22 protein-coding genes and 1 pseudogene are annotated in these 24310 nt (G+C 37.3%); 9 read left to right on the top strand and 14 right to left on the bottom strand.

Annotated elements, in window-relative coordinates:
* Position 1 precedes the first annotated feature (1 nt).
* A complete protein-coding gene (locus AC59GT_RS17540; RefSeq protein WP_497238837.1) occupies positions 2-1264 on the bottom strand; it encodes a TlpA family protein disulfide reductase in 1263 nt (420 codons plus the stop codon).
* 168 nt (positions 1265-1432) lie between these two features.
* Positions 1433-1657 (bottom strand): hypothetical protein, encoded by a 225-nt coding sequence (locus tag AC59GT_RS17535; RefSeq protein ID WP_497238836.1) that lies wholly within the window; start codon positions 1655-1657, stop codon positions 1433-1435.
* Between the two features lie 334 nt (positions 1658-1991).
* Here AC59GT_RS17535 and AC59GT_RS17530 point away from each other — a divergent pair, with 334 nt between their 5' ends.
* From AC59GT_RS17530 to AC59GT_RS17505, 6 genes are all read left to right on the top strand, one after another.
* Positions 1992-2249: a helix-turn-helix domain-containing protein gene (locus tag AC59GT_RS17530; protein ID WP_497238835.1), complete on the top strand. Its 258-nt coding sequence runs from the start codon at positions 1992-1994 to the stop codon at positions 2247-2249.
* Positions 2250-2462: 213 nt separating this feature from the next.
* On the top strand, positions 2463-2687 hold the full coding sequence (locus tag AC59GT_RS17525; RefSeq protein WP_497238834.1) for a helix-turn-helix domain-containing protein: 225 nt from the start codon (positions 2463-2465) through the stop codon (positions 2685-2687).
* A gap of 136 nt (positions 2688-2823) precedes the next feature.
* Entirely contained in the window at positions 2824-5037 is a 2214-nt protein-coding gene (locus AC59GT_RS17520; protein WP_497238833.1) for a DEAD/DEAH box helicase family protein, read from the top strand.
* On the top strand, positions 5037-5255 hold the full coding sequence (locus AC59GT_RS17515; RefSeq protein ID WP_497238832.1) for a hypothetical protein: 219 nt from the start codon (positions 5037-5039) through the stop codon (positions 5253-5255). The genes AC59GT_RS17520 and AC59GT_RS17515 overlap by 1 nt, the downstream gene beginning before the upstream one ends.
* A gap of 1 nt (position 5256) precedes the next feature.
* Entirely contained in the window at positions 5257-7446 is a 2190-nt protein-coding gene (locus AC59GT_RS17510; protein ID WP_497238831.1) for an AAA family ATPase, read from the top strand.
* Between the two features lies 1 nt (position 7447).
* Positions 7448-8506 carry an AlbA family DNA-binding domain-containing protein gene (locus AC59GT_RS17505; RefSeq protein WP_497238830.1) on the top strand — a complete coding sequence of 353 codons (1059 nt, stop codon included), beginning with the start codon at positions 7448-7450 and terminating at the stop codon, positions 8504-8506.
* A gap of 5 nt (positions 8507-8511) precedes the next feature.
* Here the strand turns inward: AC59GT_RS17505 and AC59GT_RS17500 are convergent, their stop codons facing one another.
* Genes AC59GT_RS17500 through dndC form a run of 5 tightly spaced genes read right to left on the bottom strand, consistent with a single transcriptional unit; the run spans position 8512 to position 14628 of the window.
* Complete coding sequence (locus tag AC59GT_RS17500; RefSeq protein ID WP_497238829.1) at positions 8512-9450, bottom strand: O-methyltransferase; 939 nt, start codon at positions 9448-9450, stop codon at positions 8512-8514.
* The gene (locus tag AC59GT_RS17495; protein WP_497238828.1) at positions 9447-10745 is read right to left on the bottom strand and encodes an ATP-binding protein; all 1299 of its coding nucleotides are present in this window, start codon (positions 10743-10745) and stop codon (positions 9447-9449) included. Before AC59GT_RS17495 ends, AC59GT_RS17500 begins: the two co-directional genes overlap by 4 nt.
* A 43-nt stretch (positions 10746-10788) precedes the next feature.
* Positions 10789-11181, bottom strand: a complete 393-nt coding sequence (locus tag AC59GT_RS17490) for a DndE family protein (RefSeq protein WP_497238827.1) — start codon at positions 11179-11181, stop codon at positions 10789-10791.
* The gene (locus AC59GT_RS17485; protein WP_497238826.1) at positions 11171-13309 is read right to left on the bottom strand and encodes an AAA family ATPase; all 2139 of its coding nucleotides are present in this window, start codon (positions 13307-13309) and stop codon (positions 11171-11173) included. Before AC59GT_RS17485 ends, AC59GT_RS17490 begins: the two co-directional genes overlap by 11 nt.
* On the bottom strand, positions 13303-14628 hold the full coding sequence (gene dndC / locus AC59GT_RS17480; RefSeq protein ID WP_497238825.1) for a DNA phosphorothioation system sulfurtransferase DndC: 1326 nt from the start codon (positions 14626-14628) through the stop codon (positions 13303-13305). The genes AC59GT_RS17485 and dndC overlap by 7 nt, the downstream gene beginning before the upstream one ends.
* Before the next feature lie 93 nt (positions 14629-14721).
* On the opposite strand from dndC, the gene AC59GT_RS17475 reads away from it, so the two are divergent.
* Positions 14722-15828, top strand: coding sequence for an HNH endonuclease domain-containing protein (locus AC59GT_RS17475; RefSeq protein ID WP_497238824.1), 1107 nt, complete (start codon positions 14722-14724; stop codon positions 15826-15828).
* A 3-nt stretch (positions 15829-15831) separates the two neighbouring features.
* Here the strand turns inward: AC59GT_RS17475 and AC59GT_RS17470 are convergent, their stop codons facing one another.
* The 3 genes from AC59GT_RS17470 to AC59GT_RS17460 form a co-directional block, all read right to left on the bottom strand.
* Positions 15832-16248, bottom strand: coding sequence for a hypothetical protein (locus AC59GT_RS17470; RefSeq protein WP_497238823.1), 417 nt, complete (start codon positions 16246-16248; stop codon positions 15832-15834).
* Between the two features lie 10 nt (positions 16249-16258).
* Positions 16259-16594 (bottom strand): hypothetical protein, encoded by a 336-nt coding sequence (locus tag AC59GT_RS17465; protein ID WP_497238822.1) that lies wholly within the window; start codon positions 16592-16594, stop codon positions 16259-16261.
* 67 nt (positions 16595-16661) lie between these two features.
* A complete protein-coding gene (locus AC59GT_RS17460) occupies positions 16662-17729 on the bottom strand; it encodes a DUF932 domain-containing protein (RefSeq protein WP_497238821.1) in 1068 nt (355 codons plus the stop codon).
* Between the two features lie 896 nt (positions 17730-18625).
* On the opposite strand from AC59GT_RS17460, the gene AC59GT_RS17455 reads away from it, so the two are divergent.
* The gene (locus AC59GT_RS17455; RefSeq protein WP_497238820.1) at positions 18626-18760 is read left to right on the top strand and encodes a hypothetical protein; all 135 of its coding nucleotides are present in this window, start codon (positions 18626-18628) and stop codon (positions 18758-18760) included.
* Positions 18761-18892: 132 nt separating this feature from the next.
* Here AC59GT_RS17455 and ligD read toward each other — a convergent pair.
* Positions 18893-21810, bottom strand: a pseudogene (gene ligD / locus AC59GT_RS17450) (DNA ligase D).
* A 68-nt stretch (positions 21811-21878) separates the two neighbouring features.
* Positions 21879-22052: a hypothetical protein gene (locus tag AC59GT_RS17445; RefSeq protein ID WP_497238819.1), complete on the bottom strand. Its 174-nt coding sequence runs from the start codon at positions 22050-22052 to the stop codon at positions 21879-21881.
* A 157-nt stretch (positions 22053-22209) separates the two neighbouring features.
* Here AC59GT_RS17445 and AC59GT_RS17440 point away from each other — a divergent pair, with 157 nt between their 5' ends.
* The gene (locus AC59GT_RS17440) at positions 22210-22566 is read left to right on the top strand and encodes a helix-turn-helix domain-containing protein (RefSeq protein WP_497238818.1); all 357 of its coding nucleotides are present in this window, start codon (positions 22210-22212) and stop codon (positions 22564-22566) included.
* Between the two features lie 62 nt (positions 22567-22628).
* Here AC59GT_RS17440 and AC59GT_RS17435 read toward each other — a convergent pair whose 3' ends face one another.
* A complete protein-coding gene (locus AC59GT_RS17435) occupies positions 22629-23762 on the bottom strand; it encodes a tyrosine-type recombinase/integrase (protein ID WP_497238817.1) in 1134 nt (377 codons plus the stop codon).
* A gap of 2 nt (positions 23763-23764) precedes the next feature.
* Positions 23765-24178 (bottom strand): helix-turn-helix domain-containing protein, encoded by a 414-nt coding sequence (locus tag AC59GT_RS17430; RefSeq protein ID WP_497238816.1) that lies wholly within the window; start codon positions 24176-24178, stop codon positions 23765-23767.
* Positions 24179-24310 lie beyond the last annotated feature (132 nt).

Raw genomic sequence — 24310 nt, 5'->3', positions numbered from 1 at the left:
TTTAATTTAAAGGAGTTGATAAGGAATTATTACGTTCAAGTACATACATTTCCAAGTTCCGGCGGTCTTTGATAAATTTGAAACCGAACTTGTACAGTTCATTATTCCATTCATTTATATCTGAAGGCCACTTTTTCATGTTTAGCACGAAAACCGCCTTGCTTGCGGTTTCATCCAGGACAGGCAGATTTCCTTTTTGATTATTAAGTTTTTCCGCTAAAATTTCTGTGCTGCAGTTGAGTATTGAAAGTGGTTTGTCATCCGGGTTATACATATGCAGGCGTTTGACAGCCGGAAATTTAACATCCCTTATCTTTGTCATAATCCAGCAGTCCTGCATAACAAATACACGTTTCCCGGATATATTTAACTGTTGATCAATTTGGCGGCGAACATCGTTTACTGCTTCATCTTCAGAAACATTCTCGGGAGCTATCACCTCAAATGAAAATTTCCGGGTAGCAATTTCTTTTAAGGAATCCGGAATAATCTGCCTGGATGGCAGCCAGCCGAGTGACGGATCTTTGAATTGCCTAAGAAATAACAACCAGTAAGGATTATTAACATATGTAATCCTTTTGGAATGCCTGGCAGAATCTGTTTTAATAAACTGACCCATATCATATTCCAAAAGATTCCCAGAGATAATTGTCCCAGCCAGGATATCCGAACCGTTGGTGTTTTTCAAAGTGCCCGGAAAAAACAGAGGTTTATCATTTGGGAACTTGCTGATAAACGCACTGGCATAATTTGGGATCCTGATGCCTTTGGATACAGCCATTATATTTTCAGGGGAAACGTCCTCCGCTAAGGTTATGGCATCAACCCTTCCATCAGGCCCTATCCAGACATCATAAGGCATAAAATAATGCGGAAAAAGTTTAGTTAATTCCACATCACCGACAACAGAAGTAATATTGTAAGGCTTGAGATACAGGTTTTTATTAAGGAAGTTTTTGATCACATCTTCAGACTGAGACGTCACCGGAAGAATGACGGCAATATCTTTAAGATCTTTATTTAAAGAAACTGTATGGGGCAGAAAATTGAGACAGCTTAAACAGCTGGTGGCCCAGAAGTCGATAATGAGGACTTTGCCGCGATAATCAGATATTCTGGCGGATTGAGCGGACGAGTTAATAATCTTAGAAAGTTCAACATCAGGAACCCTGTCACCGATCCTCAGACCGGAATAAGGAGGTTCGTTTTGAGCGAATAATCCTAAAGGGATTAAAAACAGAAAAATAAATATATGGCGTTTCATTAATTATAGTTGAGAGATAAAACTTAATCGAAAAAAAGGCAATAGGATTCCAGGGAAGCCGCTTGCTCCGATTTTTTGATCGTTAATAAGAAAGAAAAAGAGATAATTAAGAAATGCAGCTGTTATTCGGGAGGTGAAATCAGCAGCAGCCAGGTATGGACAGGATAGCTATTCACGACCGTTTCCTTCCTGCTCATTTAATGAGGCCCCGTTCGCCTGGTGTAATATGTAAGCCGCGGCCACCAGGTCTATTAACTGATCGAAGAACAGGGCGACTTCTTCATCGGACAGGTCCGCTTTAATATTGCAGTCTCTGGTTACCCAGCACTGAAAAAATTTCCAAAACAATACCTGCGTTGAGCCAGGTGTATGCTCATCGAAAAATTTCTTCATTACCTCTTTGAAGGTTAATGATTCCGTATAATTATTATGTATTAAAACAGCTTCCATTTTAAAAAAATAAACTGGATAGGCTGGTCCATAAAAAAGCCATAGGTGTGGACTCAACTTATCCGACTTAGAGGCCCTGAGAAGCCAACCGAACGGACAAGCGAGCCCACACCTATGGCATGGGCTATCACTTATCGTCTCTTCGGTTTTGAAATTTCTCAGGTTTCTAGGTAGAGACTAAGCGAACGCTTCTTTATTTCTGAAGTATCCGCAAAACAAATATAATATTTCTTTTGATTTGTGGTAGCATTCTACCACAAATTTTATAAAAATTTCTATGACCTTAATTGAAATATATTTACGTCAATTGAAAAACACATATTCCGAGTTACAAGAAAAGTTTGGGTTACATATAAAGAAAATTAGAGAAGATAAAAATCTGGCTTTAAGGGAACTTGCAACTAAATGCGATTTAGATTATAGCCAAATTTCCAAAATTGAAAATGGCAAATGGGATATTCAATTATCTACAATTTTCGAACTTGCTAAAGGACTTGGAATAAAACCAAAGGAACTTCTTGACTTTGATATTTAACACATTAATGTTTAATAATTCCATAATGAATGGATAAATACACAAATAACCACAATATTATAATTGCAAAACTCCAAATAAGAGCCTTATTATTAAAGTGATTTTTCTCTTCCATTCGCGTATATCAATACTCAAAGATAACAAGTGGTGGGTTAAAACCCAACACTTGTTATAGTAAAAAGCTACAATTTCCCCGCAGTTTTCTATACTGCGATGGCACATACTTCAACTCAAGAACACTTAATAAAATTTGGCCATCATTTACAGTCTTTGCGAAAAAGCAAAAATCTTTCCCTACGAAAACTGGCAACTAAATGTAACATTGATCATAGGGATATAGTGCGTTATGAAAAAGGTGAAATTAACATTTCATTTAATTCCTTAATTGAACTTTCTACGGGCTTAGAGATTCCTTTAAAAGAATTATTAGATTATTAATAGGATTAAAGCTTTCCTATTTCAATACGTAGTCAATTTAAGATCTATAAATCCTTTTTGTATATTTAGAAACTAAAGTTAATATTGCTTTAGAGTCATTACCTGAAATCCAATATCATAATTCTAATAGCTCTCGATGAATAGAAAATTGCGTTTTAATGATATTGATTTTCCGCAGTCGAGCCAATATAGTTCTGATTCAAGTAGAATTCCAATTGAATTTTATGAATCCGCAATTCCTAAGGCAATTACTTTTGATTTAGTTCTCGGTTACTTTAGCACTAATTCAATTAGAACGCTTTGCATGGGGTTTGCTGAATTCATTTACAATGGTGGAAATTTAAGAATAGTGACTAATCATGAATTAACAGAACTTGATAAAGAAAATCTTCTTATTAACACTCAAATAGTAGATGAAAATTCCGTAATTAATATTTTTAATAGCCTTGAACTACTTAAAGATCAGTTAGGACCGTTCGGTCAACATTTTTTTGATTGTTTAAAGTATCTTATATCTAAAAATAGATTGTTTTTGCAGCCAGTCATGCATAAACCAATTGCGATGTCTCACTACAAGAAATTAATTCTATTCGATGGATATGATTATTTATATGTTCATGGTAGTGCAAACTTTACAAGTTCTGGGATCATAAAAAATGGTGAAAGCTTCACTGTAGATAAATCTTGGGGAAGTGAAACAGAGGTTTTCCGAATTGAAGAGGAACGTAAAAATTTCGAATTAATATTTGCGAAAAAACATCCATCGTACATTTATTTAAAGCCTGAAGAAGTAACAGGTATAATTAAGAAGGTTGGGAATACCCAAACAGAACTGGAGTTACTTGAAACCTCAGTAGAACTGAGAAGCCAACTTAATTTACCATATGGAGTTCTCGAATATTATAAAAATAGAGAGAGTGAATTTAATGCAAACCTTGATTCAATTGTTAGCAAACCAAAATTTCCTTTTAATAGTTCACCAAGGGAATATCAATTAGAGGCTTATCAAAACTGGATTAACAATAATTATTCGGGACTCTTTGCAATGGCTACCGGTACTGGTAAGACTATTACTGCCTTAAATTGCGCATTAATGGAGTTTGATCGAATTGGTAATTATCACATAATCGTTTTGGTTCCATCAACAGCATTAATGAACCAATGGGAAAATGAATTGAAATCATTCAATTTTTCTAATATTTTAAAGGTTGGAGGCGGAAACAATTGGCTTAATGAAATTTCTGATTATGCGAGTAACTACAAGTACGAAATCAGACCAAACCTCGCAATAATAGCTGTAAATGATAGTTTTGTAATGCCGAAATTTCAAAAATATTATAAAGTTTTTCAACGAGATTTTCTTTTTATCGCGGATGAAGCGCATAATTTAGGTGCTACCAATATTAAAGCTATTTTAACCCATATCAATCCATTAAAACGAATTGGTTTAAGTGCTACGCCAAAACGCATTTATGACCCCGAGGGTACGGAATTTTTAAACACCTTCTTCAAAGACAAGGAGCCTTATTGCTATAGTTTTACTATGGAAAGGGCTTTACAGGAAGGACGTCTAACAAATTATTATTATTACCCTAAAACTATCCAACTAGAGAATGATGAACAAGAAAAATATAATAAGATTTCAAAAGAACTCTTAAAATATTTTGATTTTGAAAAAGGTCAATTCAAAGATAACCCGATGGTTGAAATACTCCTCCTGGAGAGAAAACGTGTAATTCACAAAGCGCGGCGAAAACTTGAATGTTTTGGCGAAATACTTAGGGAACTTAAAAGTAAAAATAAACTTCATTATACCTTTACATATGTTCCTGAAGGAATCTCATATGATTCAAATATTGAAGGTGAAAAACTAATTTATACATATATTAGGAAAGCCCATGAATTTGATCCGAATCTAAAACTTTCATCATATACATCAGCTGACTCGGACCATAGTAATTTGTTAAAAGCATTCACTGCGGGCGAAATTGATATCGTTTTTGCTATGAAAATGCTTGATGAAGGAATAGATGTGCCGAGAACCGAAATTGGAATATTCGCAAGTAGTACAGGGAATCCTCGACAATATATTCAGCGTAGGGGCCGATTATTAAGGACCCATAAAGACAAACTATTTGCAAGTATTTATGACATGATTGTAACACCTCAACCATCAGAATATGATCCGGCTTTATACAGGATTGAGCAGAATCTTCTTAGGTCAGAATTATTAAGGGTTGCCTATTTTGCAAGTCTTTCTATGAATTTTAGAGATACGAAAATAGCTCTTGGAAACATTGCGAGCAAATATGAATTAGATATTGATACATTAATAATAGAGTTACAATAATGAGCCCGGAAAACTTATTGAGAGATATTTTAAGCGACGAGGAACTTAAAACCAAGTATAAATTAAGTGATGCGGTAATCGCTAACGCAAGATTATCTGCACCCTACGAACATGAAATAATTGAATACTTAGCAGCAATTATTAACACCTCAATGGATCAGCATTTAGCCCCACAATCGGTTTATAATAAAATTAAAAACATTATTAAAATAGCTTAACATGGCCTCTATTATAAATCAAGTAAGCTTTCACAATTTTTTTAATTACTACGGCACATATGATAAAAATGAATATGATTTCACCGATGGAGTGAATATAGTTATTGCCGATAACGGCACCGGAAAATCAAAATTTTTCAACGCTTTTATGTGGCTGTTTTATGATGAGGTTTGGGATTCTGATAAAAAAGTAAAGGCCCAGGTCAAATCGTTCGCGGTAAAAATGATTTCAGATAAAGCAAAGGCTGAAGCAAGCATTGGAGACATTATTGAATGTGGTGTAAAAATCCAATATTCTGATAATAGATTCCGATATCAAATTATTAAAAGCCTAAGAGCAAAAAAAATAGGTGAATCAATTACTGAATCTGGCTCCTGGCAAATCTTTTTAAACGAAATAGAAATTTCTAAGAGAGACATAATATTGTTGACATATCATCCTGTATACGATGAGGAAGATAAAATTAAAATTCTTAATAAATTAATTCAGGTAAACCTTAGACCATATTCCTTATTTCAAGGTGAAGAGGTTGATAAACTTATCGATTTTTCTGATCCAAAAGCTATAAAAAATGCTGTTACGACCTTAACCTCAATAACTAAGTATGACGATTTAAAGGAGATAACAGCATACATATCCAAAAGAGCCGAAGAAAGTCTAAACAAAAAGATTGAGGCATCTACAGAGGATACAGCAAATTACGATAGGATTATTAGGGACCAAATTAATAAGCGAGAATCGCTTGAGCATGAAGAAGAAAAGCATAAAAGATTTCAGGAATCATTCGATGAAAATAGAATGGAAGTTGATAATTTGGAAGCCTTAAATGAAAATGCAGAAAAAAGAAAGGTTTTCGATGACAAAATAAAGGATTTGAATAGTCAGTTAAGTCAAGTTAAAGATGAATACGAATCATTAACAAGCAAAATTAACAGTAAATTTTTTGATGGTAATTTCGCGTGGCTTAGTCTTGGGTGTGAAAAATTCGTAGAAACCTTTAAGAATAAAAACAACAATTACACTGAAAAACATATTGCTTATCGCCTGGATAAATTGAACGAAAGCAGCTCAAATAAAGTTTCTTTACTTCCGGTAGGATCTCCCGATCCTATTACCGTAAGAACAATGATTGAAAAGGAATTTTGTTACGTCTGCAATCGTGATGCAAAAAAAGATACTGCGCCGTATAATCATTTAGTAAGTTTACTTGATCGACCGGGGAAAAAAGCAGAAATCGAAGTTTTTAAAAACGATTTAGGAGCTTTTTTTAGTGAAATCATGGTTGGCGCTCAGCCCTTTATAAGCAGAATGGCATCCGTACCAGATTCGGTCAAACAAACGCGTCTTAAGGAAAAAGAACTTAACGATAAAATTAAATCCATTCAGCTAAAAATAAAAGACCAAAGAGACAAGCGTTCACACTTACTTATTGGAGATGGGGATTCTGACGCGAGCAGTCAACGTGCTATAATGAGTCAATACAGAGGAGCCATTAGTAGAATGGAGCGAGCGAAAGCCGATTTAGAGTTAAGCGCAGAACGTGTAGCAAAAATTAAAAAAGATTTAAACTTATTAGGAGATGAAATAGGAAGAATGGGATCTTCTATTAAGGATGTACCTGAAGCCTATAAAACAAATTATTCGTATGCTTTTGATTTAAAAAATGCCGCAGATAGGACAAGATCAAGAATTTATAAAAATATGCTTGATACACTTGAGAATTTCGCAAACCAGCACTTCAGAAATCTGATTAAATATAATGATATAAAAGGCGGTAGACTAAAATTTGTAAACACAGCCAATGATACTATTGAATTTTTCTATATAGATAAAGTGGGAAATGAAGTATCGGGTGCTTCTGAAGGTTTTCAGAGAATGAAAGTACTTTCGGTTTTAATGGCTATCATTTCTGTCACCAAAACAGGGTACGAATATCCACTTTTAGCCGATGCACCTTTGTCAGCATTCGGCCAAGGTTTTATTAGAGGATTTTTCGAGGAGACGGCTAAAGTATTTCCGCAGAGCATTATTCTAATTAAGGATTTGTACGATAAAACAAGTCCAAATAAAATAAATGTATTAGGTCAGGAACTTTTGTCAAATGATGCAATAAAAACAGTTTATTTAAATGAGATTCCTGAAGATCTTGAACAAATAAACATATATACTACAAAAAAGAAGATTAAATAAGATGACGAGCCAGGATTTTAAAGCTGCAATACTTGCAAAAAGCCCTCATTTTGCTAATTCCAATCAAAAGGTGTTTGATGCTTTAGCTAATAAACTACAAAGATCAGGGCAATTCAGCCAATTTGGCGCACTATACGAATTGTTCATTTACTCCTTTTTTATTGGAATTCATATCAATTCAAAAATTGAATTACCAGAAAGGAAACATACTTCTGAATTCGCAAAGATTGGTGCTTGGAAACGTGATTCTCCGATAATAAACTTTATACTTTTCATAGTTTTTAGTAGATCAGAAGAAATAGGCTTCGATTGGAATCAACTTGAGCACATGTCCGATAAGGAAATTGAGGATGTATTAAAAAACATTGTAACTTTCATAGAAGAGTATGCTCACGGTGGACTTAACTACCTTAAAAACAAATATGATAGTGATGAATTAGATAATACACAGTATCTCTTCATTGACTTATTAGATGAGGTTATAGAACATGTTAACGAAATAAGTAATCAAACAACTGATATAGATGAAGAAAGTGAGATTAATGAGCCTTCACAAGAATCGATTATTGCAGAGCTAATTAAAGGAGGGGAATCAACAAACGTTGAATTTAAATCGACTTTGCGTGTTAATATGCATACTAATAAACCTGATAAAGGCATGGAACATACCTGTATGAAAACGATAGGTGCATTCTTAAATAGTAGCGGCGGTACATTGATAATTGGTGTTGACGACAAAAAGCAAATATTAGGATTGGATAACGACTTTAATTCATTCAATGAAAATAAAGATAGATTCGACGAATTTCAAAAACACCTTGATAATTTAATAGAGGCTTATTTTAATAATGGAGTTTTCTCATTGTTGGACATATCCTACCCCACCATTGATGAAAAAATGATCTGCATAATTAGAGTAAAGTTTAGTTCAAAAGGACACGTACTACTCTGCAATAAGTCAGATAATAATTCAGAAGAGTTTTATATCAGGAGATCTGCATCATCCAAAGCTTTAAATGTAACCGAGATGATCAATTACGTCAAAAGTCATTGGAATTAATCTTATTAAGATAACACATCCATATAATTAGGTAGAAATTTATAAAGTTTCCTATACCTGTTTCTATCGGTTTCCGGGATGAATTTAAGCTCTTCTATGTTGACATAATCAGCATGAGTGTTTGGTAAATGAGAATTCAACAAATAGATTTCCTTGTGCGAAATCATAGGCGGGTCGATATTGAACCTATTATGGTCTGTGGAAATAAATTCAAATTTATCCAGGTTGAACTTTTCAAGGGAAAATCCGCTATTAACTCTATCTATTAATCCACCAAAAGAAACCATAGGCGCATTATCTTTATAAGTTAAAAATATCAATTGTCTAAAAATTAACTTATCTTCAGGTGCGAGTGCGTGATTTCGCGATTCAATAACCTGGTTGATTTTATTTAATAGCATTTTACGAATTGTAAGATAATCCTTGTCTCCGGCAAAATCGCTATTTGTGATATCGATTGGAACCAAATCACCGAACCGTTCTTTAAAATCATCCATGGATAGTTTAAGCTGTTTATTACAGCTCATTAAATAAAAACTTCCTGGTTGAATATTTGAAATTATTATTTCAAGATCATTAAAGAAGTCATATTCTAATTCTCCATCGTAGTCCATCCAGATGAAATCTTTATTTTCCAAATCAAATATGGTAGGAAGAAGATCTGTAGATTTTCCTGGGATTACTTCGATGCACTTAAATGGCCGATTAAATTCTACTCTTGGTAACAGGCTTTCTTCTAATTCAAAGCTTATCATTTTCTCGATATTCAACTCTTTGTGAAAAAGTTTAAAATCGGTAAAATAAGTAGAACCAAAACCAACATAACGACAATCAAGAGGGTTGAAATGTTTGAAAAGCTCTTTTAATGTATAAACCAGCATTTTCCGTTCTACAGACTTAGATGCTCTTAAATTGTAGTTTATTCGATTTCCGCTTGCACTCATAAATTATCGGATTCTTTGTTGAGGAAATAATCAAATAATTTAATGCCTAAGTCCTTATTAGTATTTACACCAAAAAACCTTTGTGAGGGTGTTACATAAGTTTTCTCAGCTCTAAAAGATATGGTTGTAAATCTATCATCTACTTCTCCTACTCGTTGTATTACAGGGCTGGCAAAACGCGCGTTATATGTTTTAGTACTTAATTCAATTACATCTACTTCATCAGAGGCTGTTATAATATCATTTCTTTGTTCATCGGATTCCAAAAGCTTTAAGAAGTTCATTACCTGAGTCATTGAAGTAATCATCTCATGTCTCGCAGCTTTATAAACAGGGGAATTACTATCTATACCTGTTTTAGTAGTCGTCATAGGTAATGCTTTTGAATCGTCGGCTGAAAAGAATACGATCCCGCGGAACATAGCATATATATTATGAAATTTTAATACTCCGGATTCTCCAAATCTTTTCCCTTCCCAGCCAGTCAGATTTGTCTTATCCTTCTCTAACACTAACCGGTCGTTACAGTATATATACCAGCCAGCAGCATCAGGATTAGGTTTACCAATGCCTGCATAAATTTTGATATTGACACCTTGAACAGTCAGTTCTTTATAAAAAGGCTTGAGATCGTTGTTTTCAAGAATCGCAAGTCCACTCTTATTTAATAAAGTACCATTAAGATATATAGCTATATTTTTGTCAATACTAAAGCTCAGAGTCCGTTCAATTTCATTTTTCAAAACTGAAAGAAAAACAGCGAGACCGAACTCTTCAATTACATCCTGTGTTAATGACGTTACCCTTATGTAGGTCCCATCCTCACCTAATAAATTGTTTGTATCCGGAGTGATATTTGTATATTGAAAGGTCCAGTCTTCCTGAGTACTCCAATTATTAACATCTACTGATACTTGAAAATGATCTGCCCCACATTTAGATTCGACTTCGAACTGTTTTCCAATTTTAAAAAGGGCCCTTTTCATTCCAACCCCAAAACGACCGACAGAATGTTTCACGTCGTGATCACTGGTTGTTGGTCTTCCAAACATAAAAGCATAGTCCTGTGCAGTTTGTAGGGTAAAACCGCCACAGTTATCCTCAATTATGAATTCGCTCTCATTTACTGTAATTTTAACATAAAGATTGGAAAAATCGCCATTATCTCTTAAGTTTTTAGCGCCGTCGATAGAGTTATCAATTAAATCAATAATAGCACGTTCCAACTTAATATCCTTAGTTAGCATCGTAATAAAGAACTCCTTAGTAGGACTTGCCTTAATTGTGTTGCTCATGTGGTGTAGGTTTAGTATTTATAACATGTAATTTATATAATATTTAGAAAACTGCTATACCTTTTTCAATTTCATTTATTAAAAAGTCTGTACCGGTTATGGATTCTTTCTTTTCAATATCCTTATAAATTAACCTCAATCCTTCATCAATATGCATCTTAACATATTTTTGAATGTCTTTATCAGATTTATTGAGATTATAATGAACACAGATTAACGCAATATATATATCTGTATAATTACCAAAAAGAACTTTGGTATTATATTCCTTTCCTCCAGAATCCTGAATATTGTTCAAATCCAATTTTAGTTCTTTTGAAAGAGAATAGCTAAAGGCCATTCTGGCAATTACATTTTCTGCGCCAAGGTTCAACCTATTGGTTAGTAACGTAACAATGTCTTTGTTAGCCCGTGAAGTTCTAATGTTATTGAACATAGGTCTTTTGTAAATTTTCGAATTGTTCAAAAAGCATTTCCGGCAAAACATCTGCAAAACATGACTTGTATGGCGCGATCTGATTTATCAAATAGCTTTTTCCAACTTTAGGCAACAACATAAAGTATTCACCGGCATTCAACTCTTTTTCTAATAAGGGGAACACAACCACTTGAGATGATATTGCGGGGTAAAAATCCTTAATAATATTACCAGCATGTAATTTATCCAATTTTTGAAGTGGACTATCGATAAATACAGGGAACTGTATATTGGATTCTGTAATCAGCGCTTTTAATAATGCCGTAGCGTATAATTGTTGTTCTCCTTTCGACAAGCTATCTTTATTAATAAGGGAGTTGCTGTAATCATAAAGATCAACATCAATTAAATCTCCTTCGACCTTTACATTCACCTTTTCAACAAAGTCATGCTTATGCATCAGGCGGTTAAGTTCCTTTTTGATATTTTTTTCCAGCGAACCCTTTTTCTTTTGTTTGAGCTGAAAAATAAATGTTTCCAGCTGCTTAACTAACCTTTCGGCAGTTTGTGCCTTTTGTTGATCAGTCTCCCCGATTTTAATATGCTTAGTCTGTTCAGATAGTTGTTTTTTAATATTTGAAGTTTCTTTTTCTAAAACTCCAAGCTTAACCTTGATATCCAAAATACTATCTTCAAGAGCTATGATTTCATTCTGAAGGGAGATATAAGTTTCTTTCAAAGCTTTAATCACAGGATCATCTGCTTTAGCTTCAGCATCCTGAACTTTCTTTTGCGTAATATTATAAGTGCTTTGTAATCGTCTCGCGTCAGCTACCAAGGTTTTAAATTGTTTACTATATACGTTACCCAGGTTATCGATAACTGCGTTGAAAAGATTGTTTTGTTCAGCAGTGAAGTTTAGCAAAACTTTATGACCAGGAGTTTCATCTGATACTAAGTTTATTTCTAATATGGCATTAACTTTAGCAAAATTAAATTCAGGATGTTCCATAAATGCCTGAGAAAGCAATTGATACTTTTCCTGCAATAGACTATTGATGAGACTGTGGTGTGCTTGTCTTTCCTCTAAATCAAGTTGTTTTTTTACCATCTTCATTTTACTGGCTACCATTGCAAATGGTGCTAATTCAAGCAAATCATTAAAACGATTTTTATTCTTTACAAGCTCTTCCTTTAATTGGATTCTAATTTTCTTAAACTCCTGTAACTCTTCAAAACTCATGGCACTTCCTGCCCGAACAAGACGTTCCTGAATTTCTGAAAAATCACTTTTCTTAATTACCCACTCCTGGTCTTTTTTGCTTAAAGTATTCTGATAAAACTCTAATAGATTACTGTTTTCAACCAGCTTATTTTGGTAAATTTCTATCTTTCGAAGGTCAGCCTTGTCAGCAGATTTTTTACTAATCCTTAAAAGCAAGTTTTCCAAATTTGACTTTAAATCAGTATATTTTTTTATTCCAAGAACTTCTGTATATGCCTTGCTGAAATATTGCTTTTCCTCTAAACTTTTAACTTCGGCAAGGGCCGTGATTTTTTCCGCATCAAAAAAGAAAAATTTTGCTATTTCCTTGGGCAATACAAAATCATTTATAAAAATTTCTGTACCAATAGTTTTTGTAAGTTCATTTGGTTTACCATCAATTAGTATTTCAACATTGTCATTACCCGTACTAAAATTATAGGTGCGTTTAATAGAAACCTGTTTACATGAAAGGTGTGGGATAAAGATATTTGTTAAATAAACGGTAACACTAAAGGAAAAAGTTTCTGCGATTTGTTGTTTAATCGCCTCTTTTTCTAAAACGTTTTTTGTAGCCTGCAATTTATCATGAAGTTCTTGTTTGAATGCAATTGCTTCTTCCAATGCAGGACGATTCATTAATTTATTAGCATACTTTTTATAACCGCCGCTCTCATAGATTTCCTTACGATAACGCTCGTCAACATCCGCCATTAGTTTACCATAAAGCACCCAAACCAATGAGGTTAAAAGAGAGGTTTTTCCAAAACCGTTTTGTCCGGATATTACTGTAACATGTTTTTCTGGATTCAATGACAACGATAAGTCATGTTCTCCATAGTAAACTCGAAAATTGCGAATTCTGATTTTATCAATTAACATACAGAACGCTTTATATAATCTCTTTCAATATGATTTTCAAAATCACTTTGAATTCCAAAATTATTAACCAGTAAAATTTTAGATTTTTGGATTTCCAATAATTCAGTAATTAAGTTAAAGTCTGAAGGATCTTCACAAACTTCCTTCAAAAGATCCTTTTCAAATACTTGGCCATCTGAAAAGTCTTCATTTTTCATCTGTGTTTGATAAACCCTGTTATAAATATCCGCGACATTGAAATCAAATATTGAATCACGATGCCAAGTTACCTGTATAGCTACGAGTTCCTGGTAATTAATTAAAATAAGATTAGGATCTTCTTTTTGAACTTCTTTCTGAGCATTCAAAAGAACTTCCAACATGTAAGCTCGTTTTTCCGGTAAGTATGGCCCCCAGGTTTCTTCATCGGCATTTTCAGCACTTGAATTTCTTCTCCAAGTTTGCCTCCAACTCCTATCATTTCTAAAATCGACCAGCATGTCGCGAAATTCAACCAATGGTTCCATCCATTCTTCACCGTTATCAATTAAGGCCTCCATTGATTTGTCTCTTTTAACGACGCTACATACCCAGCATCCAAATCGACTTTGACCACAGGACGGAGTTGTTGTATCAATGACTAAAGGACAATCTCCACCGGTGGCATTGCGATAAAGTGTTACCAAAGCGCGGTGGGATCCACCCCAAGGGGGATTTACTTGAAGTAAATATGTCCAAAGCTCATCAGTTAAAACTTCGGTAATTGGAGAATAAACGAATGCATTAGGAAGTACATGCTTGCGAAGGCGTTCACTGTCTATATAAATTTTATTATTAGCGATACTTTTAGCGCGTGTTGCACTTTCATCACTTCGTGTTCCTAATAAAATTATAGCTTCCCCAACCTCACTTATTTTATTTCTGATAAATTCTGTAGTAGGATTAATTTTTAATCTATCAGTACACCACCTGAAAGAGTTATTAGGCGCCGGATAGCCTTTACCCAATAGATTTACCCAAAAAGTGTCTTCTAATCTTGGGGTTGTTTGATGAACTGTAATAGGTAAATTTTGAGATGCAGCCGCCTTTTGAATATTTTCTAATGTAATATTTATGAATTGAGCAATTTTTGGATTTTCTACCAGGGTGTCATTACATACTACATAGACCTTTCTGCTACGTAAAATTGGATCAATCTTTAAAATAGCCTGCCATACTACTTGAAGCAGCATAGTACTGTCCTTTCCACCCGAAAAACCAATGATCCACGGACGAGGGTTTTCATCATTGATATACTGATCAATAATTTCCGCTTCAATTTCTTTTATATTTAATGCCATATCCTTACGCAAATTTAAACTTAGTATATTATAAAATGGCAATAATTACCTCATCAGTTAATAATTATTTACTTTGTGGAAAAGTTATAACGGATGTCTTTTATTGAAAACAAATTACCTTCTGACGAACGCTTACAGATAGCCGCACTTAGCAGGTGTTTTAAAAGTGTAGCAAATTCGTACAAATTTTACTGGTTTTTGTCAATTCTTGATCATCTTTCGGAACATCGAGATTTGTATATAAGTTTAGATGAACTCTCCATGAGAATGATATCATCCGTGTGGTATCCACTGGATTACTATAAGCTATCGTTCGGAAAACAAGATAGTTTTAAAGAATTAGCCAACACGATATCTACTCTTATGCAAGTTGATAACAGTATTAATTCTGCTGATTTGTTGACTCAAATCAATAACAATTTACCTGGGAAAGAAGCTGAAAGGTTGAGACGAAAAATAGAGGTTGTATTAAAACGGTGGGTTACCTATCGATTTTTAAGTCCATTTTTTACTGATTACTTAAAGGGTCTCAATGATCAGCAAATAAATGATAAAATAACAGAACTAACTAATGATGAAGAACATGAAATAATATCACCTTATCGTATTGAAAAAAAAGGAATAAGAATTCATCCAGCATGGGCCAATTACTTCAATCGTCACCAATATATTCTAAGAGGATATATTAAATACCACCTGATTCAATTTCTGCAAAAAAACAATCCTACAGTAGTTGGTTTATCTCAAAAACTGGAAAAACCATTCTTGAGAGATTTAAAAGTGGCTAAGTTGTATTGGGGAAAATATACTTCTAATAATGCCACTAATTGTATATTTAGTAATAATCCTATTTTAGAAACATCATACAGTCTTGATCACTTTATACCTTGGAGTTATGTTGCTCACGATCAACTATGGAATATTGCGCCGATATCAAGAGCTGTTAATTCTTCAAAAAGTGACAATTTGCCAACACTTTCAATTTATTTGTCTCCATTTTGTGATCTTCAGTACAAGGCTTTAAAGTTTCACATTGACTGCGGCAACCATAAGTTGATGGAGGATTATCATATACTATTCAAATCTTCGAATTTGAATAGCTTAACAAAGGAAGATTTTGAAAAAGTAGTTAGTTTAGAAATCTCAAATAGTTACAGAATCGCAGAAAATTTGGGCTTCAAAACTAACTACTACTTTTAGATGTTAGGAATTTAGAGGAAACTCTTTTTTATAGCTCTCTAACAGCTTCAAAAAAGCCGCCCCAACACCTTCCGATTCTCTATCAAGTTCATTGGCTTCATTTTTCTCAGTTTCTATTAGTTTCTCCCAATTTTCATATTGATAATAACATAGGCGATTATCAAAATGATGAAACTCGATTTCTTCCTTGTTCATTGGCCGTGACATAAATGGCACAGCATAAAATAATCCCATGGGTCTGCGATTACGTGGAGGCCACATTTCGGCGTGAATAAAGACATATATTCTTGGTGGATACTTGTTTTGTGGTTTATAATAATAATCAACTCTGCCTGATTTTTTCCTTGGTAAAGCGTTCACTCTATCATATTCAACTTTTTCCTGAATTGACATTACGTAACCTTCTTTAATCTTAACCATGATTTTCAAATTAAGCTTTTATCTGTATTAAATAAGCGTCGTAACGCTCGGTTATATCTTCCCCTCTGTCAAACCTGTCTTTCCCGAAATCGTACCTTTCCTCAAAAAATGACACCCTGTTGGTCAGGAGGTTAATCTCATAACGGTATGTAGCATTAATGCGCTGTTCGTTCATGGTGCAATGTTCTTTCAGCAGTTTCATTTCTGCATCGGGATCGTTCAGCATCAGGATTGGCTGTATAAGCGTTTCAACTATGTAGCCTTGTTCGGGTGCGCTGCTGCTGTCGGCAACACATTTGATCTTTCTGCCGTTGGTCAGTATAATATGAATATTGGATCGTGTCATGATATTTGATTGTATTTCTTGAAACTGATAAGAAAATATGCGGGGGAATTGATCCCCCGCTATACATTTAGTTAAGTATCAGGCATTGTGCGCCATGTACCGCAAACTCGGTGCATAAGCTGAATGCAGTCTGCGCTCTTAATTTAGCCGTGCCTTCTGTGATGGATTTGAACTTGGCTTCCCCGTCCTTGTAATTCCTTACATTCTGAAAGTAGCCGGTGATTGCATTATACGCACCGAAAACTGTTCCCGCTGTTGTCGGCATCTGCTGGGTTGAACTGCTCTGGGCGTACTCGTAAACCTTGTCAATCACATTGGTATAGTTGGCAGATAATTCATCAAGGTTTCCGCTTTGCAGGTTCTGCAGTACTTCCCTGTTTGGTGCCATGGCAATTTGTATCAGTTTTTTCACATCTTTATCAGTGATACGAACTTGCGCCCAATGGTTAAAAAGTTCAGATAATTCCGAACCTGCGTTATTGCTGATACCCATTAAGGTATGCGCCTGTTTAATGCGGTCGTTGGCCGATGCGGTGTGACGGATTTTAATCGCGTTAGAGTGGTTGCGGAGCGCAGCATTGAGTGTATTATTGCAGACTACACGAACCGGGGTAAATGCAGCTGTTATACTTCCGAACCCGTCATGCGAGGTGGTCAGGAATAAATATTGCTCGATCAGATCGTCCTTGCCGACACGGATATAGTCAGGGAGTTTGGCGGTAATAAATATGCGCTCGCCCTTGCCTAATGCGCCTGCGGTTTCATACAGGATACCATCACCGCCACCAACAATGGCGTCAAAGAATTCAAAAGCGTTAATGTTCTGTACGATCTCATAATCCCGGCCAACCACACCTAAGACATCCTCGGTGTCTGTCCTTACGGTAGCAAAATAATTGGGTACTTTTACTTCCGGGATAATGATATCTGTATCCGGGTCGCCGTTATGATTGTCGGTATCATAAGTAAAAAGCGGGCGCTTTTCTACGGTGTAATCCAGTCCGGCGTATTTGATCGCCTCAGCGCTGGTGGGGTATTGCTGTACTATCTTTCCCAGTCCGTGCCATGCTTTTTCCTGTACGCTGAAAAAGCTGTAATCATTGTTCTTTTCGCTGAAATTCAAGTTGTGTGCCATTTTTTCTAATTTTTAATTGAATTGATTATGTCTGTTTTTCTTTTTTTTGCCAGCCTCCTTCAATCATTTTTTTGGAGAGCGGGGGAAAAGAAAGCGGCGTCGTGTGACCGCAGCGAAGACAAAAGGAAACGGAATAATTGGAGGGGACCCTATGGGGAGGCAGCCGTTTATGCCGTAGTCTTTTGGCATACCCAAATAACAGCAGCGGTCACGAACTTAGCTGCGCTTTTATCCCGTTCGGGAAAAAAGATGAAAGTGGCTTGCGGAATAAGAATATCAGTTAATAAGAAGCTCAATTCCAAAGGCTGACATCAGGGCAAATGCCTGACTGCCGGATGAGCGGGATGAAACAGCCAGGTTAAGCATAGCGTACGGTCTGGTTCAGGATGCGGGACGGCTATGCGGCAGGCAGGCTTTTGCAGCTGCCCGGACCTGGTGAATGAACAAGCGCAGGCGCAGGAAATGAACCGGGTAAAGGGCAGAACAACTCTAATAGTACATTCAACTTCGATTTTCAAGCAGGTGCCTGCCTGCCGGATGAGCGGGCGGAACAGTCGTTAAGCATCGCGTACGGTCTGTTCGGTCTGCGGGGGAGGCATACGGCAGGCAGGCTCCTGCAGCTGGCCGGAACCTGGTGAACGGACAAGCGGTGCGCAGGCAGTGAACCGGGTGCAGGCCTGAATCCTGAAAGCTGTTTTATCACCCGAACAGTTAACCAACCAAAAGCATCAGGGATAGCAGCGGCATCCTTCGCAGAAGATACAGTGTATAGCCTGACTGCGGCTTGCGCAGGATGCCGGAATAAAACAAAACTTCAGGCGTTCATAAAAATGATATGATCGCTGCTATGGGAGGCATGCTGCGAGAAAAGACTATAAAACATATACTGACCATACATGAGATCTATCATGAAAACAGCAATACACGGGGCAGGGAAATTCTGGCACAATACCCACGAGCCAAAACTCATCGAAGTTGCCTCATATAATCAGATACCAGAACTTTCCGGCTTTGAAGGGTCAATGAAATAAATACAATATAAGGATGCCCGGCACAAATAAAGCTTTTATGGCGAAGAACAATATCCAAATATAACTGCCTGGTGCAGTAAATTTAGTGCAGCCACCCGGCAATGCCTCCGATCAAACTGCTGAGCACATCTTTTATAAAACCAGGTTTTTTACTTTTTCTAATGTTTTCATCAAATCTATTCCTGAGCCGAGTACACCGGTAAACAGATCACCGGTCTCCTTTAATCGGTCAATAGCATTATGGATAGTAAAGTCACGCATGGTCAGTCCTGGTCTGACCTCATCCCATGTCACCGGCATGGACACCGTTGCACCCGGCTTAGGCCGAAGAGAATAAACTCCCGCAATAGTTGCACCCGGACGGTTCTGTAAAAAGTCAAGGTACATTTTACCCTTGCGATTAGAGATCATTCTTTCCAGCGTAGTAAAATCAGGGATCTGTTTCTGCACCAGTTTTACAATAATGTTGGCAAAAAGCTGGCTCTGATCATACGTGTACTGTGCACCGAGCGGGATGTAAATATGCATAGCGGTTGATCCGGAGGTTTTCGGATAACTGGGAACATAATGGCGTCCAGCACCTTTTTGACCTCCAGCGCGGCCTGAATCACCTGATCGAAATGCTGTTTGTCAGGATCAAGATCTATAATGCAATAATCGGGATTATCGGGTGACTGAATCCTGCTGAACCACGGGTTCATTTCTATACATCCCAGGGATGCCATCCAGAGCAGCGTTGCCTCGTTATTGCCCAGGAGATAATCCTTATCAACTCCTTCACCATTGGTATGCGGCATAGTTTCAGCCCAGCCGGGTGCTTTGTCCCGGACATTTTTCTGATAAAAACTCTCACCATGTATCCCGCCCGGATAACGGTTCAGCGACATCGGCCTGTCCTTCAGGTAAGGAACCATAAACGGAGCAACCTGATGGTAGTAATTAAACATATCCCTTTTGGTGACCATATCTTCCGGCCAGTATAATTTATTCAGGTGGGTGAATTTGATCAGGTGTCCGTCGACCTTAATTTCTTCCGTTTCCTTTTTGGATGTGATCAAAAGATCTGCGGGAGTTTTACCTGTCTTTGGTTTAACTGAGCGCTTCGGTTTCGGGTCCGTTTGCTTTGATGCATCCCTTTTTAATTCCGCCATCAGACTGACTTCTTCGACAACTTCTTCGGTATCCGATTCAATTTCCATCATCACATCTCTGGCCTTCTTATCACTGCGCATACCTTTAAAGGAAGCCTGACGAACCTTACCGTCACTGGTGATTTCAGCAAACTCAACTTCGCAGACCAGTTCAGGCTTTAACCAGGTAGCTTTAGCGCCTAGTCTTCTCGGCCGGAACTGTGAAGGTTCATCAACATCTGGTTCGACGTCAAACGGACTTTCCATCGTGATGAGTGGTTTGAACTGCGCCATCATTTCTTTTTGTTTCGTATCGTTGAAGCCGGTGCCGACCTTTCCAATATAGCGCAGTACACCTTTCTGGTCAAAAACGCCAATGGCGAGTGCGCTGAAATATTTACCAGTACCCTCATTTTTAGTGAAGCCGGCAATGACCACTTCCTGGCGGCGTTTGGCTTTGATCTTTAACCATTCACGGGAACGTGCATCAGAAGTGTACAGACTATCGGCCCTTTTGGCAATGATACCTTCAAGACCCATCTTTTTTGCTGCTTCAAAAAATTCTATCCCGCCTACATCAAATGTCTGACTGGGCCTGATCAGTTCATTATTTTCCGGAAGTACTGCATCCAGAATTTCACGTCTCGATTTTAGCGGCAGCCCGGTAAGGTCACGGCCGTTATACCATAGGATATCAAAAATGTAATACGCGAGATGCGCGCTTTTTTTATTACGCCAGTTCTGCAGTGCACCAAAATCCGCCGTGCCTTTATCATTTAAAGCTACGATTTCGCCATCAAGCACCATATTCAGGTTCCAGCTTTCCAGTAAATCATTGATCGGCTGGAATTGCCCGAATACCAGGTTATTCCTTGACATCAGTGTGGCCTTGCCATCGTTCAGCAAAGCTACTGCCCGGTAACCATCCCATTTGATCTCATAGATCCAGCCTTGCTGATCAAATGGTTCATCCACCAGTGTGGCTTTCATTGGTTTGATATCTGCCGGAAAAGATGTTTTCGGTAACTCCTTAAGCAAAGCGGCTAAGCCTTGTAGTTCCGGCAAATCCGGTGAATTGACGGTTATTTCAGGATCTTTAACCGGGTTATTTACGTCTGCTGTTTTCGTTTTCCCCTTTGGATTTTTACCGTCCGACAATTCTATCCAAACCGGCGCATGGTCACTTGTTCCCGGCCAGCCGCGTACATATTTGTCCACATTGGCTGTTTTGAGCCTGAATGCAACGTTTTTATTCAGCAGAAAATGATCAAGGCGCAGACCAGCGTTTCTCCCATAAGCATCCCTCAGATAATCCCAGAAGGTATAGATCCGTTCATCGGGATAAAGTTTTCTGATAGCATCCGTCCAGCCCTGATCTACCAGGACTTTAAAAGCCTTGCGGCTTTCGGGACAGAACAAAGCATTTTCGAGATACTTTTCAGGTTTGTAGGTATCAAGTTCTGTCGGCATTACATTATAGTCCCCGATCAGAATAACTGGCAGTTCCCGGTTTACCAGATCTTTTGCATGATCGGCTAACCTTTTAAACCAGCGCAGTTTGTAATTGAACTTCGGCCCAGGATAAGGATTGCCGTTTGGCAGATACAGACAGCCGATCACAATTCCGCCGGTAAAAGCTTCGATATATCTGCTGTGCGTGAACTCCTCATCTTCACAAGGCAGGTCATTGCGCAGTTCCCGGATCTCTGTTTTAGAAAGGATGGCTACACCGTTCCATGACTTCTGCCCGTGCCAGACGGCCTGATAGCCGGCTTCGCTGATGGCAAGCTCAGGGAATTTATGGTTTTCGGATTTAAGTTCCTGGAGGCATACAACATCAGGCTGCGCTTCTTCTAACCAGCGCAGCAGGATTTCTAAACGGCCGTTAATGCCGTTGATATTGTAGGTTGCGATTTTCATTGTTCACTACAGACAAAAAAGCCCCTTGCGGGGCTGTGCTTTTCGGCTATGTTCTGATAATTCGGCAATTATTTCTTCCCGTTCAGTTTACTTTCAACAGCACTGCGCTGATTTGAACCGGCTGACTTTTTAGCGGCATCAACCTTTTTAGCGGTGGTACCTTCCTTTTTCGCTTCGTAAGCTAATTCGTGTGGCTGTTCCGATACGGAATGTCTTTCCACTTTTGATCCTTTAGTTGCCATAGTATAAATGTTTTAGATGTTCATCCTATAACAAGATGTCAATCAGTGTGTTTTAACTTATAACTTATTTATTTGCCGTCATCCGGCATAAAAAGTTTTCGGTAGTACCGAATTACTGATGAATGTATAATTCTGAATAGGCTCAACTTTGCTGTTGATGGAACCCTTTAATTTTAATGAATTGCCAGAAGTTGTAAGGCGTTTGTTCGAGAAAATTGAACAGATGGAAGGTCTGCTGCTCAATTTGCAGCCTAAGGACGAAAGCGAAAATGAATTGCTGGATATATCAGAGGCTGCAAAATTTCTTAAAGTATCAGTTGCATCATTATATACCAAGGTAAGCAGAAAAGAAATCCCGGTAAGCAAGCCTGGTAAAAGACTTTATTTTAATAAATCAGAATTACAGAACTGGATCAGAAGCGGAAGGAAAAAAACGATTACTGAGATTAGCGACATTACCCCAAACCGCAGAACATCAGTAAGTCGGGCAAATCATAAATTAGACAAATTCTAATATCGCCAGAAACCACAAAGCTGCCTGTACCAGGCCGCTTTGCGGTGAATAGTATCCCTATTTTATTTACATAAACTAAGTTTAGTAAGATCAAGTTTAATTCTTCCGGCGGCTTCAATCTTCATTTTGTCCTTAACCTTGGTGTATATCAAAGTTGTTTTGATACTTTTATGTCCGAGCAGCTTTGATACCGTAAGTAATTCAGTTCCCAGTTCCAGCTGAAGTGTAGCATAGGTATGCCTGAAACTATGGAAGGTTATGTTTTTATCAATACCTGCTCGTTCCATCCAAACATTAAAACAGGATTTAATATTTGAATAATGCAAATTGTTAAATACAAGATGTTCGGGTGTCAGGCGTTCGCCCAGAACCTCTATAGCCTGGTCTGAAACCGGTAGAATTTCTGCGCCTTCCGTTTTCTCCTGGGTGAACTGCAGATAAAATTTGCCAGCTTTACCTCTGACTTCTGACCAGGTAAGTGTTTTAACATCTGAAAAACGTAGCCCGGTCAGCCCGGAGAAAATTGCCGCCCTTTTGACAACATCAGATTTAACAGGTGTATTTACCAACAACTGAAACTCTTCAAGTTCAAGTTGTTCCCTGTGTGTCTCCTTTAATTTTATCGGATCAACCTGGCTGTGGAGGTCGACCGTCAGAAGTCCCTGTTTATAAGCGCGTTTTAAAGCGTTTCTAAATTTTGCAAAATAATTGGCGGCGGTATTACGGGAGATAGGTCGCCCGCGCCGGCTGATGCCGGGACCGCTCAGCATGAAGTTTTTATAATCTTCGCACATAAACTCATCCAGATCATTAAAGATCAGGTCATGGCCGGCAAAGGCAACAAAATACCTGTAAGACATTGCATTATTGTCACAGTCAGAATTGGTTTTGGTGCAGATAAACTGTTTAAAGTATTCCACGAAACTTGAACTGCGGTCCCGGTTAGAAATAAATCCATATTTCCGGTTTTGAATATCAAGCAGACGATTTGCCCTGATATTTTCAAGCAGATCATTAGTTTCTATATTATGATTCCGTTCCCATACATTGGAAGGTTTCTCATACACGAAAATATCTAAAAACTCAAAGCGCTGAGGTTTGCCGGTTTTTGGGTTGCGTAAAGGAGGTGAGAAGTCAAGATATACGGACTGCCTTCCTTTTGTTAATGCTTTTTTTCTGATGTGTACTTTTGCCATAATTACAGTTCTGTATAAAAAATTTTATTCAAATCGGATTTGGCCACGTAGGTGTACCATCCTTCCTGAAACTTAAAAAGTTTGTGTCTTTTGATGAGATTAAATAAAGCCGATTCCGAGATCTTAAAAATTTCCTGTGCCTCAGCCATGTGATAGCATTCCGAGATTGGTGGCGGCTTGATTTCTTTAATTTGAACTACCGGAGGCAACTCAAATATTTTATCTATATCAACGCGCCGGACGAGTGTTTTTCGTTCAGAGAGATTAACTGCATGGATCTTACCTAAATTGATAAGATGGTAAACCATTTTATCCGTTGCCTGGAGTAGTTTGGCTGCATTCTTCACGGTGAGAAATTCAGCAGAGGTCTGATCTTCAGGTTTTGCTTCCAGTACTTTTTTAAGGACCTGATCCATTGGAGCCATTTTTTGTGAACGCTCTTTCGCTTTATAGTGCCTTTTATTGCACAGTTTACTGCAGAATCTCGTTACAGTAGTTTTTGCCACGAAAACGGTTCCGCATTGTTCACATAATCGGTTTACAGTAAA

Source organism: Mucilaginibacter sp. 320_HR (genome assembly GCF_059691875.1).
The sequence above is the reverse complement of the archived record's forward strand: the minus strand, read 5'-3'. Positions and strand labels throughout refer to the sequence as shown.

Excerpts from the sequence above, each read along its gene's own strand:
- AC59GT_RS17540 (WP_497238837.1), bottom strand. The coding sequence starts at position 1,264 with ATGAAACGCCATATATTTATTTTTCTGTTTTTAATCCCTTTAGGATTA.
- AC59GT_RS17535 (WP_497238836.1), bottom strand. The coding sequence starts at position 1,657 with ATGAAGAAATTTTTCGATGAGCATACACCTGGCTCAACGCAGGTATTG.
- AC59GT_RS17530 (WP_497238835.1), top strand. The coding sequence starts at position 1,992 with ATGACCTTAATTGAAATATATTTACGTCAATTGAAAAACACATATTCC.
- AC59GT_RS17525 (WP_497238834.1), top strand. The coding sequence starts at position 2,463 with ATGGCACATACTTCAACTCAAGAACACTTAATAAAATTTGGCCATCAT.
- AC59GT_RS17520 (WP_497238833.1), top strand. The coding sequence starts at position 2,824 with ATGAATAGAAAATTGCGTTTTAATGATATTGATTTTCCGCAGTCGAGC.
- AC59GT_RS17515 (WP_497238832.1), top strand. The coding sequence starts at position 5,037 with ATGAGCCCGGAAAACTTATTGAGAGATATTTTAAGCGACGAGGAACTT.
- AC59GT_RS17510 (WP_497238831.1), top strand. The coding sequence starts at position 5,257 with ATGGCCTCTATTATAAATCAAGTAAGCTTTCACAATTTTTTTAATTAC.
- AC59GT_RS17505 (WP_497238830.1), top strand. The coding sequence starts at position 7,448 with ATGACGAGCCAGGATTTTAAAGCTGCAATACTTGCAAAAAGCCCTCAT.
- AC59GT_RS17500 (WP_497238829.1), bottom strand. The coding sequence starts at position 9,450 with ATGAGTGCAAGCGGAAATCGAATAAACTACAATTTAAGAGCATCTAAG.
- AC59GT_RS17495 (WP_497238828.1), bottom strand. The coding sequence starts at position 10,745 with ATGAGCAACACAATTAAGGCAAGTCCTACTAAGGAGTTCTTTATTACG.
- AC59GT_RS17490 (WP_497238827.1), bottom strand. The coding sequence starts at position 11,181 with ATGTTCAATAACATTAGAACTTCACGGGCTAACAAAGACATTGTTACG.
- AC59GT_RS17485 (WP_497238826.1), bottom strand. The coding sequence starts at position 13,309 with ATGTTAATTGATAAAATCAGAATTCGCAATTTTCGAGTTTACTATGGA.
- dndC (WP_497238825.1), bottom strand. The coding sequence starts at position 14,628 with ATGGCATTAAATATAAAAGAAATTGAAGCGGAAATTATTGATCAGTAT.
- AC59GT_RS17475 (WP_497238824.1), top strand. The coding sequence starts at position 14,722 with ATGTCTTTTATTGAAAACAAATTACCTTCTGACGAACGCTTACAGATA.
- AC59GT_RS17470 (WP_497238823.1), bottom strand. The coding sequence starts at position 16,248 with ATGGTTAAGATTAAAGAAGGTTACGTAATGTCAATTCAGGAAAAAGTT.
- AC59GT_RS17465 (WP_497238822.1), bottom strand. The coding sequence starts at position 16,594 with ATGACACGATCCAATATTCATATTATACTGACCAACGGCAGAAAGATC.
- AC59GT_RS17460 (WP_497238821.1), bottom strand. The coding sequence starts at position 17,729 with ATGGCACACAACTTGAATTTCAGCGAAAAGAACAATGATTACAGCTTT.
- AC59GT_RS17455 (WP_497238820.1), top strand. The coding sequence starts at position 18,626 with ATGAGATCTATCATGAAAACAGCAATACACGGGGCAGGGAAATTCTGG.
- AC59GT_RS17445 (WP_497238819.1), bottom strand. The coding sequence starts at position 22,052 with ATGGCAACTAAAGGATCAAAAGTGGAAAGACATTCCGTATCGGAACAG.
- AC59GT_RS17440 (WP_497238818.1), top strand. The coding sequence starts at position 22,210 with ATGGAACCCTTTAATTTTAATGAATTGCCAGAAGTTGTAAGGCGTTTG.
- AC59GT_RS17435 (WP_497238817.1), bottom strand. The coding sequence starts at position 23,762 with ATGGCAAAAGTACACATCAGAAAAAAAGCATTAACAAAAGGAAGGCAG.
- AC59GT_RS17430 (WP_497238816.1), bottom strand. The coding sequence starts at position 24,178 with ATGGATCAGGTCCTTAAAAAAGTACTGGAAGCAAAACCTGAAGATCAG.